This window comes from Geobacillus vulcani PSS1 (assembly GCF_000733845.1).
Classification (GTDB): Bacteria; Bacillota; Bacilli; order Bacillales; family Anoxybacillaceae; genus Geobacillus; species Geobacillus vulcani.
Genome location: NZ_JPOI01000001.1, coordinates 2,405,036 through 2,420,682, shown reverse-complemented (window position 1 = coordinate 2,420,682; position 15,647 = coordinate 2,405,036). Strand labels below are relative to the sequence as shown.

Genomic DNA, 15,647 nt, shown 5'->3' with positions numbered 1-15,647 from the left:
CATGCGTTGTCGTAAACCGAAAACCTCGTCTCTTCCCCTTTCTCTCGTTGATGTCTATCGAGAGTTGAAGAAAAAGAAAGGAACAACGGCGGTATCAGAACGCGATCTGACAGCCAAAGAGCGGCAGCTCATCCGCCGCATCCAGGCGGTGACGGCGGAGCAAAACGAAAACAATGTCACCCGGACAGCGGCCTATCTCAATTTTTACTTGCGCCATCGCGAAATTCATTGGGCATTTTTAGGGCATATGGTGTCGCGCAACGGCGGCTGGAATATGACCGATTTAAAAGGGGAACTGCTCATGAGGCTGCTCTCGGAAGACGAGCGGCAGTCGTTTTTCGCCTTTTTGGAGCGCAGCAATTGGCTCATTTTCCAAGACATTTATCCGCAGTTTTTGTTGTATGAGGAAAGCAAAAAGCGGGGAGAGCCGTTATTTTATTTATTGCCATGGCTTGGCGTCTCGACGTTTATGGAAACGATATGGCAACATTTTTGGCGCCGCGGTGACCCGTACACGTTGGCAATCGCCCTAGTCATTAACGAACAAAACTACTTGGAGCAACGGGTCGTTCAACATCCCGTATTTCGGCAAACGGTCTTTCAGACGCTCGGGTTTAAACTGCAAGAGCTGTTCCATTTCAATCACATTTTGTTCCCGTATGACGACGGCCAGGGCGGCACCGCCTTGATTGGCCAAACACTCCATCAATTTGAGTCGCTCCATGAACGTATTTTGCTCGGCAAACGGCTGTACGCCATTTTGTTCGACGACAGTGAAACGCTGGAAAAAATCGTTCATTGGGCGTCAAGACATCCGCATACCGGCTCGCGCAAAGACTATTGGCCGCATTTGTTTAACGACGTGTGCGAGTCGTTCCCAAGGGAGCCGTACCGCCGCCGCATCCGCGATTGCCGAATCGTTCCCGGCGCCCCGCGCCTGTACAGCCCGCAGCTTCGTCACGCGTGGAAAAACATCGCCCACGAAGCGGCCGAACCCGGCGATTGGTTTACGGACCCGCACGTTGTCCACTATCTTGTGAAAATGGAAGCATCAGTGAATGGGGAGATGGTCAATGCCTATTGTGAAACGCTCGAAAAAATGGAGCTGGCGATCATCGCCAAACACGCCTTCTTTCACGCGCGCTAACCGCCGCGCCTACATGGCTTCGGCGCTGCTCGCTTCCTGGGCGGGGACGTATTTGGATTTGTATTTTGTGGGAAAAGGGCTGTATACGTTTCCGAAACGTCCCTTTCCTTCTGTCTTTTCGATCGATATTTTCTTTACCGCTATCGTGCTGCCGCTTGGCACCGTTTTGTTTCTTGCCTTCATGGAGCGGCTTGGACGCATCGGACGGGCAGCTGCCATCCTCTCGCTATCAGCATTGATATCGGCATTCGAATCGAAAGCGGAAGAAGTGGGCTGGTTCATTCACACCCCTGAATGGAGCCACTGGTATTCGCTTGTCGGCTATGGCGTATTTCTTGCAATGATCTGGAAATGTTACCGCCGATTTCAGAGAATGGACTGACTAAGACGGTGCATAAACATGTGAACCACAAGCCACGATAACGACAGAAAAGATCCATGGGCAACCTTTTGCCCTCCACCCGGGCATGAAAATCCGCGTCAGTCCTGCATTTTCACGGAAAAGATCCATGAGCAACGTTTTGCCCTCCACCCGGGCATGAAAATCACCACTCACCAACGTGGGATTTTCACAGAAAAGTTCCATGGGCAGTGATCTGCCCTCCACCCGGGGATGAAAATCTCGCGCCAGTGCGGCATTTTCACGGAAAAGTTCCATGGACAGCGCGATCTGCCCTCCACCCGGGGATGAAAATGCGCGCCAGTTCGGCATTTTCACAGAAAAGATCCATGAGCAACGTTTGCTCTCCACCTAGGCATGAAATGGCGACTCAAGGGGGATGAGCGTTTTCACGGCCAACCAAAACCGGCGGAAAAAAACGAGCCGCTGTCGGATGGGAGGGGAGTGATTGAAAAGAACAAAAGGCGCTTTCGTATGGGGGATCATCATCATCGCCGCCGCTGTTCTTCTATCCAGAACAGCCACAGATGGAAAAGCGTCCAAAGCAGGCAAAGAAACCGTCACGACCGTTTATTTGGCCGGAGACTCTACAGTGGCCGCCGCCCCCCTTCCCTCGCTCCTCGGGCTGGATGGGGCGAAATGCTGGGGGATTGGTTTGACGATAAGGTGATCGTGAAAAATAGGGCCGCTTCCGGCCGAAGTGCGAAAAGTTTTATTGAGGAAGGACGGCTCGATCGCATTTTGCACGAGCTCAAGCAAGGAGACTATTTGTTCATCCAGTTTGGCCATAACGACGAAAAGGCGAACGATCCTGAGCGTTACACCGAACCGTTCGCCTCTTACCAAGCATATTTAAAACAATATATTGACGGCGCCCGCGTGAAAGGGGCGATTCCCGTCCTCATCACTCCGGTCGAGCGGCGGCGCTTTTCTGCGGATGGGCGGGCGCTCAACTCGCATGGACTTTATCCTGCGGCCATGAAGGCGCTTGGGGAGAGAGAGCACGTTCCGGTCATCGATTTGACGGCAAAAAGCAGACAACGGTTTGAACAGCTCGGCCCGGAACAGACGAAACGGCTCTTTTTATGGCTTGAGCCGGGCGAACACCGTAATTACCCAAACGGCATCAAAGACAACACCCACTTTCACCGGCGGGGGGCGAAAGAAATCGCCCGGCTCGTCGCTGAAGGGATTGTCGAACTCAACCTTCCTCTTCGCCGCCACCTCATCTGTTCACCGGAACGAGAACCTATACGAGACCGTTAAGCCAGGCGGTCACTAGACCGCCTCAGCGCTGAAACGCCGTAACGCCGGCAGCACCTCACCTGCTTTTTCCCGCACCCGCCCCACCTAGGACGGGTGTTTTTTCACTTTTTACTCCCGCTAGGCGCTGTCTGATAGCCAGCATACCACCTGCCCTTTCCATCTCTACCAGGCGCTTCCGACGTATGGCGCTTTGCCGCTCGATGGTGAATGGTACATTTTGTTCAACAAGCGGTGGTATAGGGACGCAAGCACTTGCTGAAACAGCATGCCGAGCACGACCGGCACGCTCACTGGCGGTGGAAAATAGGTCATGGCCAGCACCGCACCGGCGCTAATGTTACGCATTCCGCCGATAAACGTTAACGCAATAATATCCGAAGGGGCAAACCCGAGCCATCGGGCCGCCATCCAAGAAAGAACATAACCGGAGCTCGCGATCGCCAAGACGAGCAACGCCATGAAAAACAGCCGGGCGTCAACACGGCCAAAATACGGGGCAACGACCGCGCTGTTTATCATGACGACAAACGCCAGCGCCAGCTTGGAAAACGGCGACAGCACCGCCGCCAACTGCTCGTTCGCTTGAGTAGACAGCCGTTCGCTCGCGAACATGCCGGCGAATGACGGCAAAATAATCATCAAAAACAAACCGAGCATCATCTGACCCACGTCGAGCTCGACCACGCTTTTGGCTAATACAAGCAATGTCAGCGGCACAATGATGGGCGATAAAAACGTATCAATCAAAATGACAGAAAGGGCAAGCGCCAAGTTTCCGCGGCCGAGCGACACCCAAATAAAACTCGTCACCCCGGTCGGAATGGCAGCCGCCAACACAAACCCGACCACCGTCAAACGGTCGCTGCCAAAAAACAGATGGCCAAGCCCAAACGCCCAGAGCGGGATGACAAAGTGAAGGAGGCACAGCGCCGCAACGATCGGAGCAGGATGGATCAGCGCTGCTTTCAAATCGTTCAAGCGCAAGCGCAAACTGCCGCTAAACGTCATGAACGCAAACAGCCATGGCACAAGCGCGGCATAGCGGTGCAGTTCGTCCGCTAGCCAGACGCCGGCTGCCACACTCGCCGGCGTAAGAAACGGCAGCGCCTTCTCAAGCCGACGGTTGATCGATTGCCACATCGGTTTCATCTCCTCATTCGGCCCTTCCCTGATCTTCTAATCTACACGTTCTCAATATACCACTATCGCGCCATAGAGGGATATTTTCCCTGAAACCGACAGACAACGATGAACCTAGCCGCTTGTTGCCGTCCACTTTCCGACATGACGCTCGCTTGCTGGATTTCGCCTGTTTGCTTCTTAAGGGTCCTTCATCACAGCGCCAGCCAAGTCAGCGAACGGGTTGCTGATAGAAGACGACGTGCTGATGCTCTTCTTTTTTCAACTCTCCAGTCGATACTAAATACTCCAAATGCGCGAGCGTCTCGGCGATCGCCAATCGCCATTGGGTCGGAGTCAATCGCTTATGGTGAAACAAGTGCCACGCGATGTCGTAGGCGGTCACCCGAGCCGTCGCAAGCGCTTTTATGGCCTGCAACCGCTGTCCATGGTGGCGGGCAATAGCGCCGACCCGCTCGCGAAACTGGTGGATGGCCGCGCCATGGGCAGGCCAAGCGATATCCACTTCCAATTCCTCGACTTTGCGCAAAGAAGCGAAATATTGCTGCAACGGGTTCGGGTCGGCTCCCGGCCATACGCCAATATTCGGGGTAATGCGATCAAGCACGTGGTCCGACGCGACCAATTGACGCAATTCGGGCTGATAAAAACTGATGAGTCCATCGCTATGCCCTGGAACCGGGACAATCGTCCACCGCCGCTGTCCAAGCACAATTTCCGAAGCGTCCAAGACAGTGAGCACCGGGAGCGGACTAACACGCATCGACAGCTTCCACATTTCTTTTTCCATTTCCGATGTCAGTTCCTCTGGCGCACCATGGCGGCGAAACAAAGCCGCCACCTCGCCTGCTTGGATGCCTTCTTCCCCCCAGACCCGTTCTGCCATGTGATAATCGGGCGCGCTGATCCACACAGGAGCCTCGGTTTGCTGCTGCATCCATCCAGCCAGGCCAAAATGATCCGGATGAAAATGGGTAAGATAAATGGCACGAACATGGCGAGGCTTTATTCCCAGCTCTCGAAACGCTGACTCCCAGGCGCGCATCGCCTCCCGATCGCGAAACCCAACGTCCACAATACTCCAGCCGTCTGCCTCCTGGTACACGTAACAGTAGACATATTTCATCGGAAACGGGACGGGAATCGGAACACGGTACATCCCCTCCCCGATCGTTTCCACCAGCGTAGACGCCATTTCTTCCCCTCCCCTTGCCTTTCGCCATTTCTTGAGAGCTGGCGATTTCGCATCAATTCTTTCTGTCTCAGACGATTTCTAATGGGAAAATCCCACTGGAAACCGCTTTCTTTTTTGTGAAAATTCCAAGCCGGTGAGCGACGATTTTCATCCCCGGATGGAGGGCAAACCGTTGCCCATGAACCCTTTCTGTGAATCTCCTCCATAGACGGTTGTTTGATGGCGAGCGAAATTTGCTCGTGAATGGTTTCGGACGAAGTGCCAATGATATTAACCCGCCTTCTTGGCTTTCGTGTTTGACGAACGCCGACCCAATCCCAATGGGGCTTGGAATTTTCTAAAAGCGCGGCCGCAAAACAACAGACGGGCATTGACGATCCGACCCCAAGAAGCGGATTGCGATAGCTACAGAGCTGACGAAGGTTCTCTCTCCCGAGACGATGGCATGATGCGGTGTAATGATCGTAAACGGCCCTCCACCTGCGTTTCGCTGAGCAGCGGGAGCTTTAATCGATCGGTGCTTGCTTGCCGAGCGGCCCGCTGCACTCAAGCCCTCCTTTCCATTTCCCTTCATTTCGAAGCTGTTCGTTCAATGCATAGACATTGGACGGTGTTGGCCAATCGACAACCGCCTCCCTCCTGCTTACCAGAGCTGTGCCCTTCACGTTTTTTGAAGCGGGAGACTTCTTTCGGAAATTACGTGCAAACGAGGATATGCCGCGTGTTGTCAAGAAGAGTGCAATGATGCGTTGCTGGAGAGTTCGGCCAACCTGTGGTCTGAAGCTGTGGAGACGTTTAGAAGTTCGGTGAACGCGATCGATCATTCCCCCGATCATCTGTATGCCTCTCCTGTCGGCAAGACTGACTGTTCTGCCGATCACCTCCATCGCCTCTGGAGATGAGCGCGCATGATGAAAGCAGAATCACCTTTATTTTACACTTTCTATTCTTTTGCAGGCAAGACAAACAAAGAACAGGCAAATGCCGAAACAACTTCGCTTCCGGCTTGAGAGCAATGTTTGCTTTTCGCTATAGTTCGGCCAGGTGGTGGCCGAGAGCGCCCTACAGCGCAACTTCGCCAATATGCCTAGGAGCCCGGTGATTTAAAGAAGTATGCCGCTTACCAGCCTCGTTGCTCAAAGTAGAAAAGCCCTGTAGCATCGGTATCGCTTTTCACACGTTCCCCCCCATCGCTCAAGGGAAACAGCCGTTTTTCACCACCCTCCTAGGCAAAAAGCGAAATCGGACATGTTAAAGCGAAAAAGAAAGCCGGCATGTGTCATACTGCCGGTCGATTGAACAAAGGGGCAACCGTCGTTATTTTTTCTCCTCGTCTTCCGACTGCCAAGAGGCCATTTCTTGGGCGAATTCTGCTGTGGCAAACCGTTGTCTTCCCATCCGCCGGCCCATCCAGCGGTTGAAGCCGCGAATCACGTTTCGCATCGGGCCTTGCGTCATCGACGCCATGCGTCCCCCTTGTCTCGCCCTCAACATCGCGGCCGCCGCCGCTCCTAAACTTACGCTGACGAGCGTCCAGATAGCGTTATTGTTTCTTCGCCGTCTAACAACCCGCAACCATGGATTCCATAACCCGCGGCCGCGCTGCACAAGGAACAAACGGAATAAGCGGTCCATTGTGCCTCCACCTCCTTTTGTTCGACATCTCCCGTTCAACGGTTAGCATACGTTGCCTCTAAAAAGTCATACATGGAAAACATTAGATGCCAGCGGGAAGGTTTTTCTATATAAAAAATTCCATATATTTCTCTATTTTCATCCTTTTCATGTCCCTGTATACTGAATTCGTATATAAAAACAAACGGAGGTCACGACATGAAAAACATCGTTCCTTTTGCCTTGGCCGCATCCATAGCCACTGTATGGCCAGCTTCAGCGTTCGCCATTGAACGCAACGATCCAGCTTTAGAGCAGTATTTAAATGAAGCCGGGATCACAGTCGAAGAGCTGGAAAATTATTTGGACTATGAAGGCTATTCGCTCGATGAGTTTGACAGCGTGGACGAATTACGCCGCGAACTCGGCGAGCCGCTCACGGAAGAAAATTTAGCTCAGTTGCTCGCCAAACACGGATTGACCGAACAACAGCTTCGACAAATGCTTATCGACAATGGAGAAATGGAAGAGGCACAGGCCATTACCGATGTGTTTTTATTTTACAATGATCTCGAAGAATATATCGAACTGTTTAAAAATTACTCCGTTCCGATCACTGATGAAACGCTAGCCGCCTTTCTAAACGAACGCGGAATGACAAAGGAAGAGCTCATCGCTCTTCTTGATCGGCACGGCGAATCGTTGGCCGATTACCACTCGATCGGCGAGCTGAAGGATATTGTCGATTATTATCAAAATTTGACGCCGTTGACCGAGGAAACATTAAACGAATTTTTGCAAGAAATTGGCATGACGAAGACGCAGTTGGAAAAACTGCTGTCTAAAAACGGCGATTCGCTTGACCATTATGCGACGGTCGAGGAACTGTCGGAGGCCGTCATCGACTACTTGCTTCCGGATTTGGACGAGCTCGGTTTGACGGACGCAGAGTTGGAAAAGCTCTATACCCATTTTGAATCACTGAATATGGAAGATCCGCAATTCGCCAAGAAAATGGAAGAAATCGGCCAACGGCTTGAGGCGATCGGGGCGTACGATTTCACCAGCGTGACGGAGCTATCGCCAACGCAAATCGCTGAGATCGCCGATGTATGGACCGATCTGCTTTCCACATTCCAGCTGGAAGCAAAGTTTTATTTGACGAAAGACGGCGAGAAAAAGCCGCTCAGCCTGTCGACGCTGCTGACAATGGAATCAGCGAACGGCTACGATTTGCTTGTTGAAATTTACAGCACTGACGGCGAGCTACTGGCTGATTTTGTCGTGACCGAAGAGATGTTTGCTTCTGACCTATTCGATGAAATCGGCAAAGACTTACAACAAGGCGGCCAGGCAGCGAAAATCGAAAAAGTAGTGAAGCCGGCGACGCCGAAACCGCTGAAGCGGACCGAAGCCGGAGCCAAACTGCCGAAAACGGCATCCCCGTATGCCGCTTATATGCTGTTTGGCTTGGCATTCATCGGTGCCGGTGCATTCCTTGTCCGCTTCCGCCAAGGAGCCGAGGCGAAATAAATGAACGGGAAACGGCTCGTGCGCTTTTTTGGAGCAAGCTTGATCGCAGCGGGAATCGCCGTGGTCGGCGTTAGTGGTCTGAAATGGAAAAGCGGCTTGGAAGCGGCCAAGCCGCTGTCCGCTGAAACAGAGCGACCAGTGGACGCCGCGCCGATTCGAAGCCAGGCTCCTCTCTACTCAAAACAACCAAAAATCGGTGAACAAATCGGCGAACTCATCATTCCGAAGCTCAACGCCAGCCTGCCGATTTACCACGGTACAGATGAAGACGAGTTGGAAAAAGGGGTCGGCCATTACGCGGGCAGTGTCCTGCCAGGCGAGGCGGACAACTGCGTGCTTTCTGGCCATCGCGACACGGTCTTCCGCCGTCTTGGCGAAGTTGGCCAAGGCGATCTCTTGATCGTCCGCACGTCCGCTGGCACATTCACCTATAAAGTGCGCAAAGTGCGCATCGTCGATGCCGACGACCGGACGGTCATCGTTCCAAAGCCGAAAGCGACACTCACCGTTTCCACGTGTTATCCATTCCGCTACGTCGGCCCCGCTCCGCAGCGGTACGTGCTCGTCGCCAACTTAATCAATGAACGCTCTTAACCTTGCGAAAATCGAAAGGATGGCCGAAACAAGGGCCATCCTTTTTTTACTTCCCTTCGTACGCCGTCCAAGTCGGCTTTTTGATTTTCGCCGACAGCGAGACAATTTTCCGTTTCACCCGGTCTGCTTCCTTTCCCGTTAACGGCATCGGCTGATAATTGTTTCTTGTCGTCACCGATGAAATGCGAAATGGGATGACACGGATTTCTTTTTTGGCCGTCCGCTTGCCATTTTGAAAAGAAAACACTTGTTGGAAGACAAACGTATCTTTGTCGCTCGGATTTTTGTTTCCGCCAAACATAAAATTGCCAAGGCTGTAAACGATGAATTTGCCTTTATACTCTTCAATCCCCTGGACGACGTGCGGATGATGGCCGACGACCAAATCGGCGCCGCTGTCAATCGCAAAGCGGCCGAGCGCCTTTTGCGTGCTGTTTGGCACATAGCTTCGTTCCACTCCCCAATGAAAATGAACGAGGATGAGATCGGCTCCTTGTTTCCGAAGCATGCGAATATCGTTGGCGATTTGCTTGCGCAGCGTGCTGGTGTTGCTCCAGCCTTCATAGCCGAGCGCCCCGATTTGGACCCCTTTCACCGTTTTCAACAGCCGGAGCGTGCGACCGAAATAACCGATATTTTCCTTTTTTAAACTGGCAATCGTGTCCTTGTATCCCTGCTGCAAATAATCGTACGTATGGTTGTTCGCGAGATTGACCGCATCAATGCCGCCATAGGTTAAGATTTTCGCATAACTCGGGTGGCCGCGAAAACGAAATTTCTTGCTTGCCTTCCGCGTCGAGGTCGTCAGCGTCGTTTCCAAATTGACGGTCGTAAAATCATCTTTCTTGAAGATCGGCTCAATGTATTTCGTAAAGTAGCGCAATCCGTGCTTTTTCACTTCTTCATCAAACGAATACGCATAACCGTAGTTTTCATCACGCCCAAGCGTCACATCGCCCGCAGCGCTGATGGTGATGCGCACTTCGTTCGGGTTCGGCGCCGCTTGTTTGGCAGAGGCTGACGCTATCGCCATCTTATCGATCGGACTCGGCAACGGTGGATGCTCAATTGTTTGCCCGGTCAGTTCGGTTGGCGCCGCCAGCACTTCCTCGACGCCGCGATCAGCCGCATTGCTGCATGAAAATAAAAAGATGGACGCCATACACATAAGCGCCGTATTTCTCCCCTTGATCCATGCGTTCATGTTCCCTCTCCTATCAATCTATTTTCTTCAAACTACCAAAACTTCTGCTAATGACGTATTCAACACACCCCCTATTTATCCTTTTTCTTTTCCTCAATAATTTAGGAGTGATGACCTAGCCAAGCCATGATATAATGAGCTTGCAGGCGTTTCCTCCCCCATTTCCACATCTTCAACTCCTCACATTTCATGGTTGAAACGCCCCTCATGAACACTAATCTTACACAGAAAGGAGTTTCTCAATGGAAGAGCTTTTACGCCAATTGACTGTGCTTGTCCAAGGCCTAGTCGAGGACATGACCGTCATGAAACAAGACATGCAAACGGTCATGCAAAACATGGACGCCATGAAAAAAGACATGGACATCATGAAAAAAGACATGGACATCATGAAAAAAGACATGGACATCATGAAAAAAGACATGGACATCATGAAGAAAGACATGGACACCGTGAAGAAAGACATGGACGCCATGAAACAGGAAATCCAGCTGGTGAAACAAAAGGTGGACAAGCTCGAACGGCGCATGGATCAGCTTGAACAGCGAATGGACAAACAAGAAGAAGAACTGCGCTGGCTAAAGGAGCAAACAAAAGAAAATACTGAGATGATCAAAGCGATCCGCGACAATCAACTCGAGCAACGAAGCATTCAAGACGGCATTCGCCATGAAATCGCCAACCTTCGCGGCGAAGTCGCCGACATTCACGGAAACATGGCGACCAAAGAAGACATCTCCCTCATTCATCAGCGTCTTGATTATCAACTTGGCCGCATCGCGCGGGTGGAAGAGGAGATTTATTTGCTGAAGAAGGTGGAGTAACAAGTTCCTTTCATCCCGACTGTTTCCAAATGCATGGTCTACTTTTCCCGTTTCACCGTCCATCGTCTTTCGAAAAAACCCCGCTACCCCACCATAAGGCTACAGTAGAGAAAACATGTTTTTTCTTTATAATAACCACAATAACCTCACACTCGCAGGGTTGAAGGCGATCTAAAGATATGAAAATCCTTCGCACAGTGCCGGCGCAAGCCTCGCTTGCGCCGGGCAAACTGCTCTCAACGTCCCGCCATCTCCAGAGTTCGCCGTGCGATCTCCTCTCCAATAGGGCCAGTACAATCCTTTGTAATGAGAAAGCATCCAGCATATCCGTTTTTAACTTATGAAAGCCACTTTATCAAATACCCTAACAAAATCCCTACAATCCCAAAATCCGAATCCCCGAACGTCGTCCCTTCAAACCCAAGCGATCCAAGTACTGGAAGCAAAAGTGCCGGCAAAAAGGAAATCAAAATGCCGTTAGCAAACGCACCCAGCACTGCTCCCCGCCTACCGCCTGTAGCGTTGCCGAATACACCGGCAGCGGCTCCCGTGAAAAAGTGCGGAATTAACCCTGGAACGATGACCTTTAACCCAACGAGCGGCAAAATAAACATCGAAAGAATCCCTGCTGCAAAACTCGACAAAAATCCAACAATAACGGCATTCGGGGCATATGGAAAGACTGCTGGGCAATCAAGAGCTGGTTTCGCATCTTGTACAACCTTATCCGCAATTCCTTTGAATGCCGGAACAATTTCAGCAATAAGCATCCGCACCCCTGCTAGTACGACATATACTCCTGCAGCAAACGTGATCCCTTGCATAAGAGAGAAGACAAGAAAATTGACACCGCCGCTTAACTCCTTCTCGATAAACGTTTTTCCGGCAAACGGCGCAACAATAAAGAATAATAGCACCATGGTCAACGACATGGCCACCGATGTATCACGAAGAAACCCCAATGACTTTGGCACTTTAATATCTTCAGTAGATTGGGTCTTGTTTCCAAATCGCTTCCCGATCCATGCTGATGTAAAATAGCCGAGCGAACCGAAATGCCCTAACGCGATCTGATCCGTTCCGGTCACTTGGCGCATGTATGGCTGCAAAATGGCGGGCATCAACACCATCAAACTTCCCAAAATAATAGAACCGATGACCACAAGCGGAACTCCTGTTACTCCACCCGTCGCAAAAACAGCAGAAATTAAACACGCCATAAATAACGTATGATGCCCTGTCAAGAAAATGTATTTAAAAGGGGTCAATCGCGCAATCAAGATGTTCACTATCATTCCAAATAACATGATCAGCGCTGTTTCTTTTCCAAATGTTTGTTGGGCAATGGCTACAATCGCCTCATTATTTGGAATGACCCCCTTAATATGAAAAGCTTTTTCGAACATTCTCCCAAAAATATTCAACGAACCGATTAAAATATTGGCCCCGCCGCCAAGAATGATAAATCCCATGACAGTCTTTAATGTGCCTGAAACGATCTCTGGAAAACTCTTTCTTTGCAGCAACAAACCGATTAAGGCAAACAATCCCACTAGAATGGCCGGTGAACCAAGCACATCTTTCATAAGGAAATGAAACACCACGTACTCCCCCTTTTCACTCATAAATGAGCGATTAATGGACTTTTTCTTGTTTTCTAATTTTATTTTTGTATACTTTGTTATATAGTAAATTTTCCTTTGTCGCAGGCGAATTGCCTGCTTTTTTAGTGTTATCACAATCTCTCTCTTAGGACCCGCTTTAATTCATCAAGGTCAAGAATATTCGTCAACTTGGCTACATTGCGTGTACCGTCATCAAGTACTTCTACTAAGTCTCTCGCTCCTAGATATAAATCCGCCTTTTCTGTTTGGCCTGTTGTTAAATCTGTATGGGATACTTCTGCTTCGATTCCTAGTTCATTTAACACCTTTTTCACATTCATTTCGATAATAAAACTGCTGCCCAGCCCATTTCCACAAACAACCAAGATTTTCTTCATCCTTCCCGCCTCCTACTTGCTTTTTATTAAGAGTACCTTTCCACTAATGTCAATACTTCTTCTACAGATTCAGCTTTAAACAACGTTTGCATATGTTCTTGATTGGACAACAACGTTGTCAGCTGAGATAACGCTTTTAAATGAGCCTCATGATCAATGGCAGCCAACACAATCAGAACATACACTCGATCTTCTTCCCTGTCAGAAAACAGACAACCTTTTTTGATTCGAAGAAAGCTCATGCCTAGTTTTTTTGCGCCTTGCTCCGGCCGGGCATGAGGCAAGGCCACTCCTGGTGTAACCACAATATAAGGCCCAAGTGTGAGAACGTTTTGAATCATAGCTTCAATATACTCACTTGTAATATAGCCCTCTTCCAATAACGGTCTTGCCGCTAACACAATCGCCTCTTTCCAATCACCTGCCTCTTCAATAATCTGAATATGTCGCTTCGTAAGCAAATCTTTTAGCATCGGTTTTTGCCCAATCTCCTTTCTTTTACTGTGGCTGAAGTAAGCCTTTAGTTCTTGATATAATGTTTTTTCATCGATGATCATTGCGTGTTTTTTGATGATGTCCATCACCGCTTCAAGATCAAGGGATACAGTTTCTGTCCATCCTTCGATCTCCCTTAAAAGCAACATTTTATCCTCCGTTGTTAAAATAGGATGAACCATATAAACAGGCACATCCTTCGGTTGCAATGGTGTTGTCGTCACCACAAAATCTACATGTCCCGCAAGAGAAGTATAATTATATTCCCTTGTTGAAACGACACCAATGACATCAACCGTTGATAGCAGTTCCCCCAATTGTTTTTGCAACATTCGCGATGTTCCAATCCCGCTCTCGCAGACGATCAACACCTTTTTCCGTACTGGAACCGACACTCCCTCTCTGTCCAACCATCCGCCAAAATGCATGGCGATATAAGCAATTTCATCGTCGCTGACCGGCTGGCCAACTACATTTTCCAAATGATGGACGACTTTTTCTGTTAAGATAAATAAATCTGGATAGTTGGCTTTGACCGATTCGGTCAGGTCGTTTTGTAAATGAAAACCATATTTCAGTCGATAATAGGCAGGCTTCATATGAACCAATAAATTTTTTTCCAACTCTTCGCGACGCTTGAATTGTACACAGGCATAAGTTTGAAAATCATCTACCATATGTCGAATGATTCGTTTCAACGCAGCGATGTCATCGTTCTGATCCATTTGCTTGTCATCTGCAATTCGAAAACTGAGTAAATGGGTCGTCAAATAACAAACCTCATCATTCGGAATGGATATTTGGGAAACGTTTTCAATTTGTCTAACGAGATGATCAGCAATCCGGTATTCCCGCATTGACCTTAACACTTCTTTCTCTTGCTCATCCATTTGTACAAATTTGCCTCTAGCCCACCGTCTTTGGAACAATGCGAGATAAATAGGTAAAGTTTGAATCACCTCACCCGCATAGCGAATAGAAAAAGCAGACTCGAATTGGCGAATCCAATCAAAGATTGGCCATTGAAACCCAACCAACAACTCTGCAGCGAAATGCTGGTCATCCATCGTCCCTAATAGTTGATGAACACAACGAATCATCAATTTCCTCTTTTGGATTTCCTTACCTACCACAAAATACCCTTTTTTGCGATGGAACACCAGTTGCAACTGAAATGACCGCCAATCTTCTTTCAGTTCCTTTATGTCATTGAGCAACGTGCTCCTGCTTACCTGTAATTTCTCTAAAAAATCACACAAATACAGCGGATGAACGCGAGTCAAAATCCATAAACCAATCCAAGCTTTTCGCTCCCAGGGCTGATATGTGTAATGTCGGGCAGGTTGTAATGCGTTCCACTTTGTTGTTATTTCTTGTTTCACTTCATCATCCAAGCGAAATCCGAGCCCGCGCGCATATTGAATCGGCTTCATCCCTTCGTGACGCAACCATTCATTCGTTTTTTGTATATCGTAATAAATCGTTCGTTTGGATACATTCAATGATTGCGCCAACTTGTCAGCGGTAAGATAAAGAGAAGAACGAAGCAACAACTTCACAAGTTGGATACAACGGGCATTGAGCATCATGATGGAGCGCTCCTTTTATTCAGTCGTGCAAATTCTTGGACTTTTGATTAGAGAATCCGAATCCTCCTTACTGCTCATTATAGTTGATTTTCTTGAAAAGATAAGCCCAAATTCCAACACCCCAATTGCGCAAAAATTGGACTGATTCAATAAAAAAGCCACACGATCGACTTGTGTGGCACCATCTAAACTATCTGTCCCTTCCTTGTCCGAACTCCTGCACTAACCGTGCGTGGACGCTTCCTAAGAAGGAGTGAACGTAAGGCAGTTGTCATTGCCCCCCCAGTTTTTCTTCGACTTATCTTTGCACGATCATATCCCGATCGTAAAGAATAGTTCAATCCTCTAAATATCGTTCCCATTCCTCATCGTCAGACGAACGATGAGGTTCATATCCGCTTCCTGTTCCTATTAACCGAAGCAGCGCGATAATTAATGCCAAACGGATCAGAATACGCCGTAGTCTTCCTCCAATATTCACCCGCATAACAATAAAATCATCGCCGACTCCCAATAATGTCCCGTGAAATTTTCCATGCACCGTCACAACAGTTACACGCTGTCCAATTAGCTGACGGGCTTGATGTTTAAAATCCATCGTTTCCCCTCCTTTCTACACTAATTATGTTAATGTTGGCAGAAGA

Annotated in this window: 15 protein-coding genes and 1 pseudogene; 6 read left to right on the top strand and 10 right to left on the bottom strand. The window is 49.3% G+C overall.

Translation table 11 applies throughout. The features are described from left to right. Window position 1 precedes the first annotated feature (1 nt). Both N685_RS0113110 and N685_RS0113105 read left to right on the top strand, forming a co-directional pair. Entirely contained in the window at window positions 2-1,147 is a 1,146-nt protein-coding gene (locus tag N685_RS0113110; protein ID WP_031409034.1) for a DUF2515 domain-containing protein, read from the top strand. Then, on the top strand, window positions 1,074-1,529 hold the full coding sequence (locus N685_RS0113105; RefSeq protein ID WP_031409032.1) for a CBO0543 family protein: 456 nt from the start codon (window positions 1,074-1,076) through the stop codon (window positions 1,527-1,529). Before N685_RS0113110 ends, N685_RS0113105 begins: the two co-directional genes overlap by 74 nt. Here N685_RS0113105 and N685_RS0113100 read toward each other — a convergent pair whose 3' ends face one another. After that, a complete protein-coding gene (locus tag N685_RS0113100; protein ID WP_156961397.1) occupies window positions 1,530-1,865 on the bottom strand; it encodes a hypothetical protein in 336 nt (111 codons plus the stop codon). Between the two features lie 130 nt (window positions 1,866-1,995). Between N685_RS0113100 and N685_RS18435 the strand changes: the two are divergent. Further along, window positions 1,996-2,813: pseudogene (locus N685_RS18435) on the top strand (rhamnogalacturonan acetylesterase). A 162-nt stretch (window positions 2,814-2,975) separates the two neighbouring features. On the opposite strand, the gene N685_RS0113090 reads toward N685_RS18435, so the two are convergent. The 4 genes from N685_RS0113090 to N685_RS0113075 form a co-directional block, all read right to left on the bottom strand. Further along, entirely contained in the window at window positions 2,976-3,953 is a 978-nt protein-coding gene (locus N685_RS0113090) for a bile acid:sodium symporter family protein (protein WP_031409028.1), read from the bottom strand. A gap of 211 nt (window positions 3,954-4,164) precedes the next feature. Then, entirely contained in the window at window positions 4,165-5,148 is a 984-nt protein-coding gene (locus N685_RS0113085) for an MBL fold metallo-hydrolase (protein ID WP_031409026.1), read from the bottom strand. A gap of 506 nt (window positions 5,149-5,654) precedes the next feature. Then, window positions 5,655-5,984 carry a hypothetical protein gene (locus N685_RS0113080; protein ID WP_031409024.1) on the bottom strand — a complete coding sequence of 110 codons (330 nt, stop codon included), beginning with the start codon at window positions 5,982-5,984 and terminating at the stop codon, window positions 5,655-5,657. Between the two features lie 481 nt (window positions 5,985-6,465). Then, a complete protein-coding gene (locus N685_RS0113075) occupies window positions 6,466-6,783 on the bottom strand; it encodes a hypothetical protein (protein WP_031409022.1) in 318 nt (105 codons plus the stop codon). Between the two features lie 198 nt (window positions 6,784-6,981). On the opposite strand from N685_RS0113075, the gene N685_RS0113070 reads away from it, so the two are divergent. Next, window positions 6,982-8,295: a processed acidic surface protein gene (locus N685_RS0113070; protein WP_031409020.1), complete on the top strand. Its 1,314-nt coding sequence runs from the start codon at window positions 6,982-6,984 to the stop codon at window positions 8,293-8,295. Further along, window positions 8,296-8,889 (top strand): class D sortase, encoded by a 594-nt coding sequence (locus tag N685_RS0113065; RefSeq protein ID WP_031409018.1) that lies wholly within the window; start codon window positions 8,296-8,298, stop codon window positions 8,887-8,889. Window positions 8,890-8,935: 46 nt separating this feature from the next. Here the strand turns inward: N685_RS0113065 and N685_RS0113060 are convergent, their stop codons facing one another. After that, window positions 8,936-10,093, bottom strand: coding sequence for a CapA family protein (locus tag N685_RS0113060; RefSeq protein ID WP_031409016.1), 1,158 nt, complete (start codon window positions 10,091-10,093; stop codon window positions 8,936-8,938). Window positions 10,094-10,536: 443 nt separating this feature from the next. Here N685_RS0113060 and N685_RS0113050 point away from each other — a divergent pair, with 443 nt between their 5' ends. Next, window positions 10,537-10,917 carry a hypothetical protein gene (locus N685_RS0113050; protein WP_407059694.1) on the top strand — a complete coding sequence of 127 codons (381 nt, stop codon included), beginning with the start codon at window positions 10,537-10,539 and terminating at the stop codon, window positions 10,915-10,917. Between the two features lie 338 nt (window positions 10,918-11,255). Here N685_RS0113050 and N685_RS0113045 read toward each other — a convergent pair whose 3' ends face one another. The 4 genes from N685_RS0113045 to N685_RS0113025 form a co-directional block, all read right to left on the bottom strand. Further along, complete coding sequence (locus N685_RS0113045) at window positions 11,256-12,518, bottom strand: PTS ascorbate transporter subunit IIC (RefSeq protein ID WP_031409012.1); 1,263 nt, start codon at window positions 12,516-12,518, stop codon at window positions 11,256-11,258. A gap of 134 nt (window positions 12,519-12,652) precedes the next feature. Then, entirely contained in the window at window positions 12,653-12,919 is a 267-nt protein-coding gene (locus N685_RS0113040) for a PTS sugar transporter subunit IIB (RefSeq protein ID WP_031409011.1), read from the bottom strand. Window positions 12,920-12,945: 26 nt separating this feature from the next. Next, on the bottom strand, window positions 12,946-15,003 hold the full coding sequence (locus N685_RS0113035) for a BglG family transcription antiterminator (RefSeq protein ID WP_031409009.1): 2,058 nt from the start codon (window positions 15,001-15,003) through the stop codon (window positions 12,946-12,948). Between the two features lie 337 nt (window positions 15,004-15,340). Beyond that, complete coding sequence (locus tag N685_RS0113025) at window positions 15,341-15,601, bottom strand: DUF2642 domain-containing protein (RefSeq protein ID WP_031409007.1); 261 nt, start codon at window positions 15,599-15,601, stop codon at window positions 15,341-15,343. Window positions 15,602-15,647 lie beyond the last annotated feature (46 nt).

Bases quoted from the DNA above. Each gene is read 5' to 3' on its own strand.
- N685_RS0113110 (WP_031409034.1), top strand. From the start codon at position 2: ATGCGTTGTCGTAAACCGAAAACCTCGTCTCTTCCCCTTTCTCTCGTT.
- N685_RS0113105 (WP_031409032.1), top strand. From the start codon at position 1,074: ATGCCTATTGTGAAACGCTCGAAAAAATGGAGCTGGCGATCATCGCCA.
- N685_RS0113090 (WP_031409028.1), bottom strand. From the start codon at position 3,953: ATGTGGCAATCGATCAACCGTCGGCTTGAGAAGGCGCTGCCGTTTCTT.
- N685_RS0113085 (WP_031409026.1), bottom strand. From the start codon at position 5,148: ATGGCGTCTACGCTGGTGGAAACGATCGGGGAGGGGATGTACCGTGTT.
- N685_RS0113080 (WP_031409024.1), bottom strand. From the start codon at position 5,984: ATGATCGGGGGAATGATCGATCGCGTTCACCGAACTTCTAAACGTCTC.
- N685_RS0113075 (WP_031409022.1), bottom strand. From the start codon at position 6,783: ATGGACCGCTTATTCCGTTTGTTCCTTGTGCAGCGCGGCCGCGGGTTA.
- N685_RS0113070 (WP_031409020.1), top strand. From the start codon at position 6,982: ATGAAAAACATCGTTCCTTTTGCCTTGGCCGCATCCATAGCCACTGTA.
- N685_RS0113065 (WP_031409018.1), top strand. From the start codon at position 8,296: ATGAACGGGAAACGGCTCGTGCGCTTTTTTGGAGCAAGCTTGATCGCA.
- N685_RS0113060 (WP_031409016.1), bottom strand. From the start codon at position 10,093: ATGAACGCATGGATCAAGGGGAGAAATACGGCGCTTATGTGTATGGCG.
- N685_RS0113050 (WP_407059694.1), top strand. From the start codon at position 10,537: ATGGACACCGTGAAGAAAGACATGGACGCCATGAAACAGGAAATCCAG.
- N685_RS0113040 (WP_031409011.1), bottom strand. From the start codon at position 12,919: ATGAAGAAAATCTTGGTTGTTTGTGGAAATGGGCTGGGCAGCAGTTTT.
- N685_RS0113035 (WP_031409009.1), bottom strand. From the start codon at position 15,003: ATGATGCTCAATGCCCGTTGTATCCAACTTGTGAAGTTGTTGCTTCGT.
- N685_RS0113025 (WP_031409007.1), bottom strand. From the start codon at position 15,601: ATGGATTTTAAACATCAAGCCCGTCAGCTAATTGGACAGCGTGTAACT.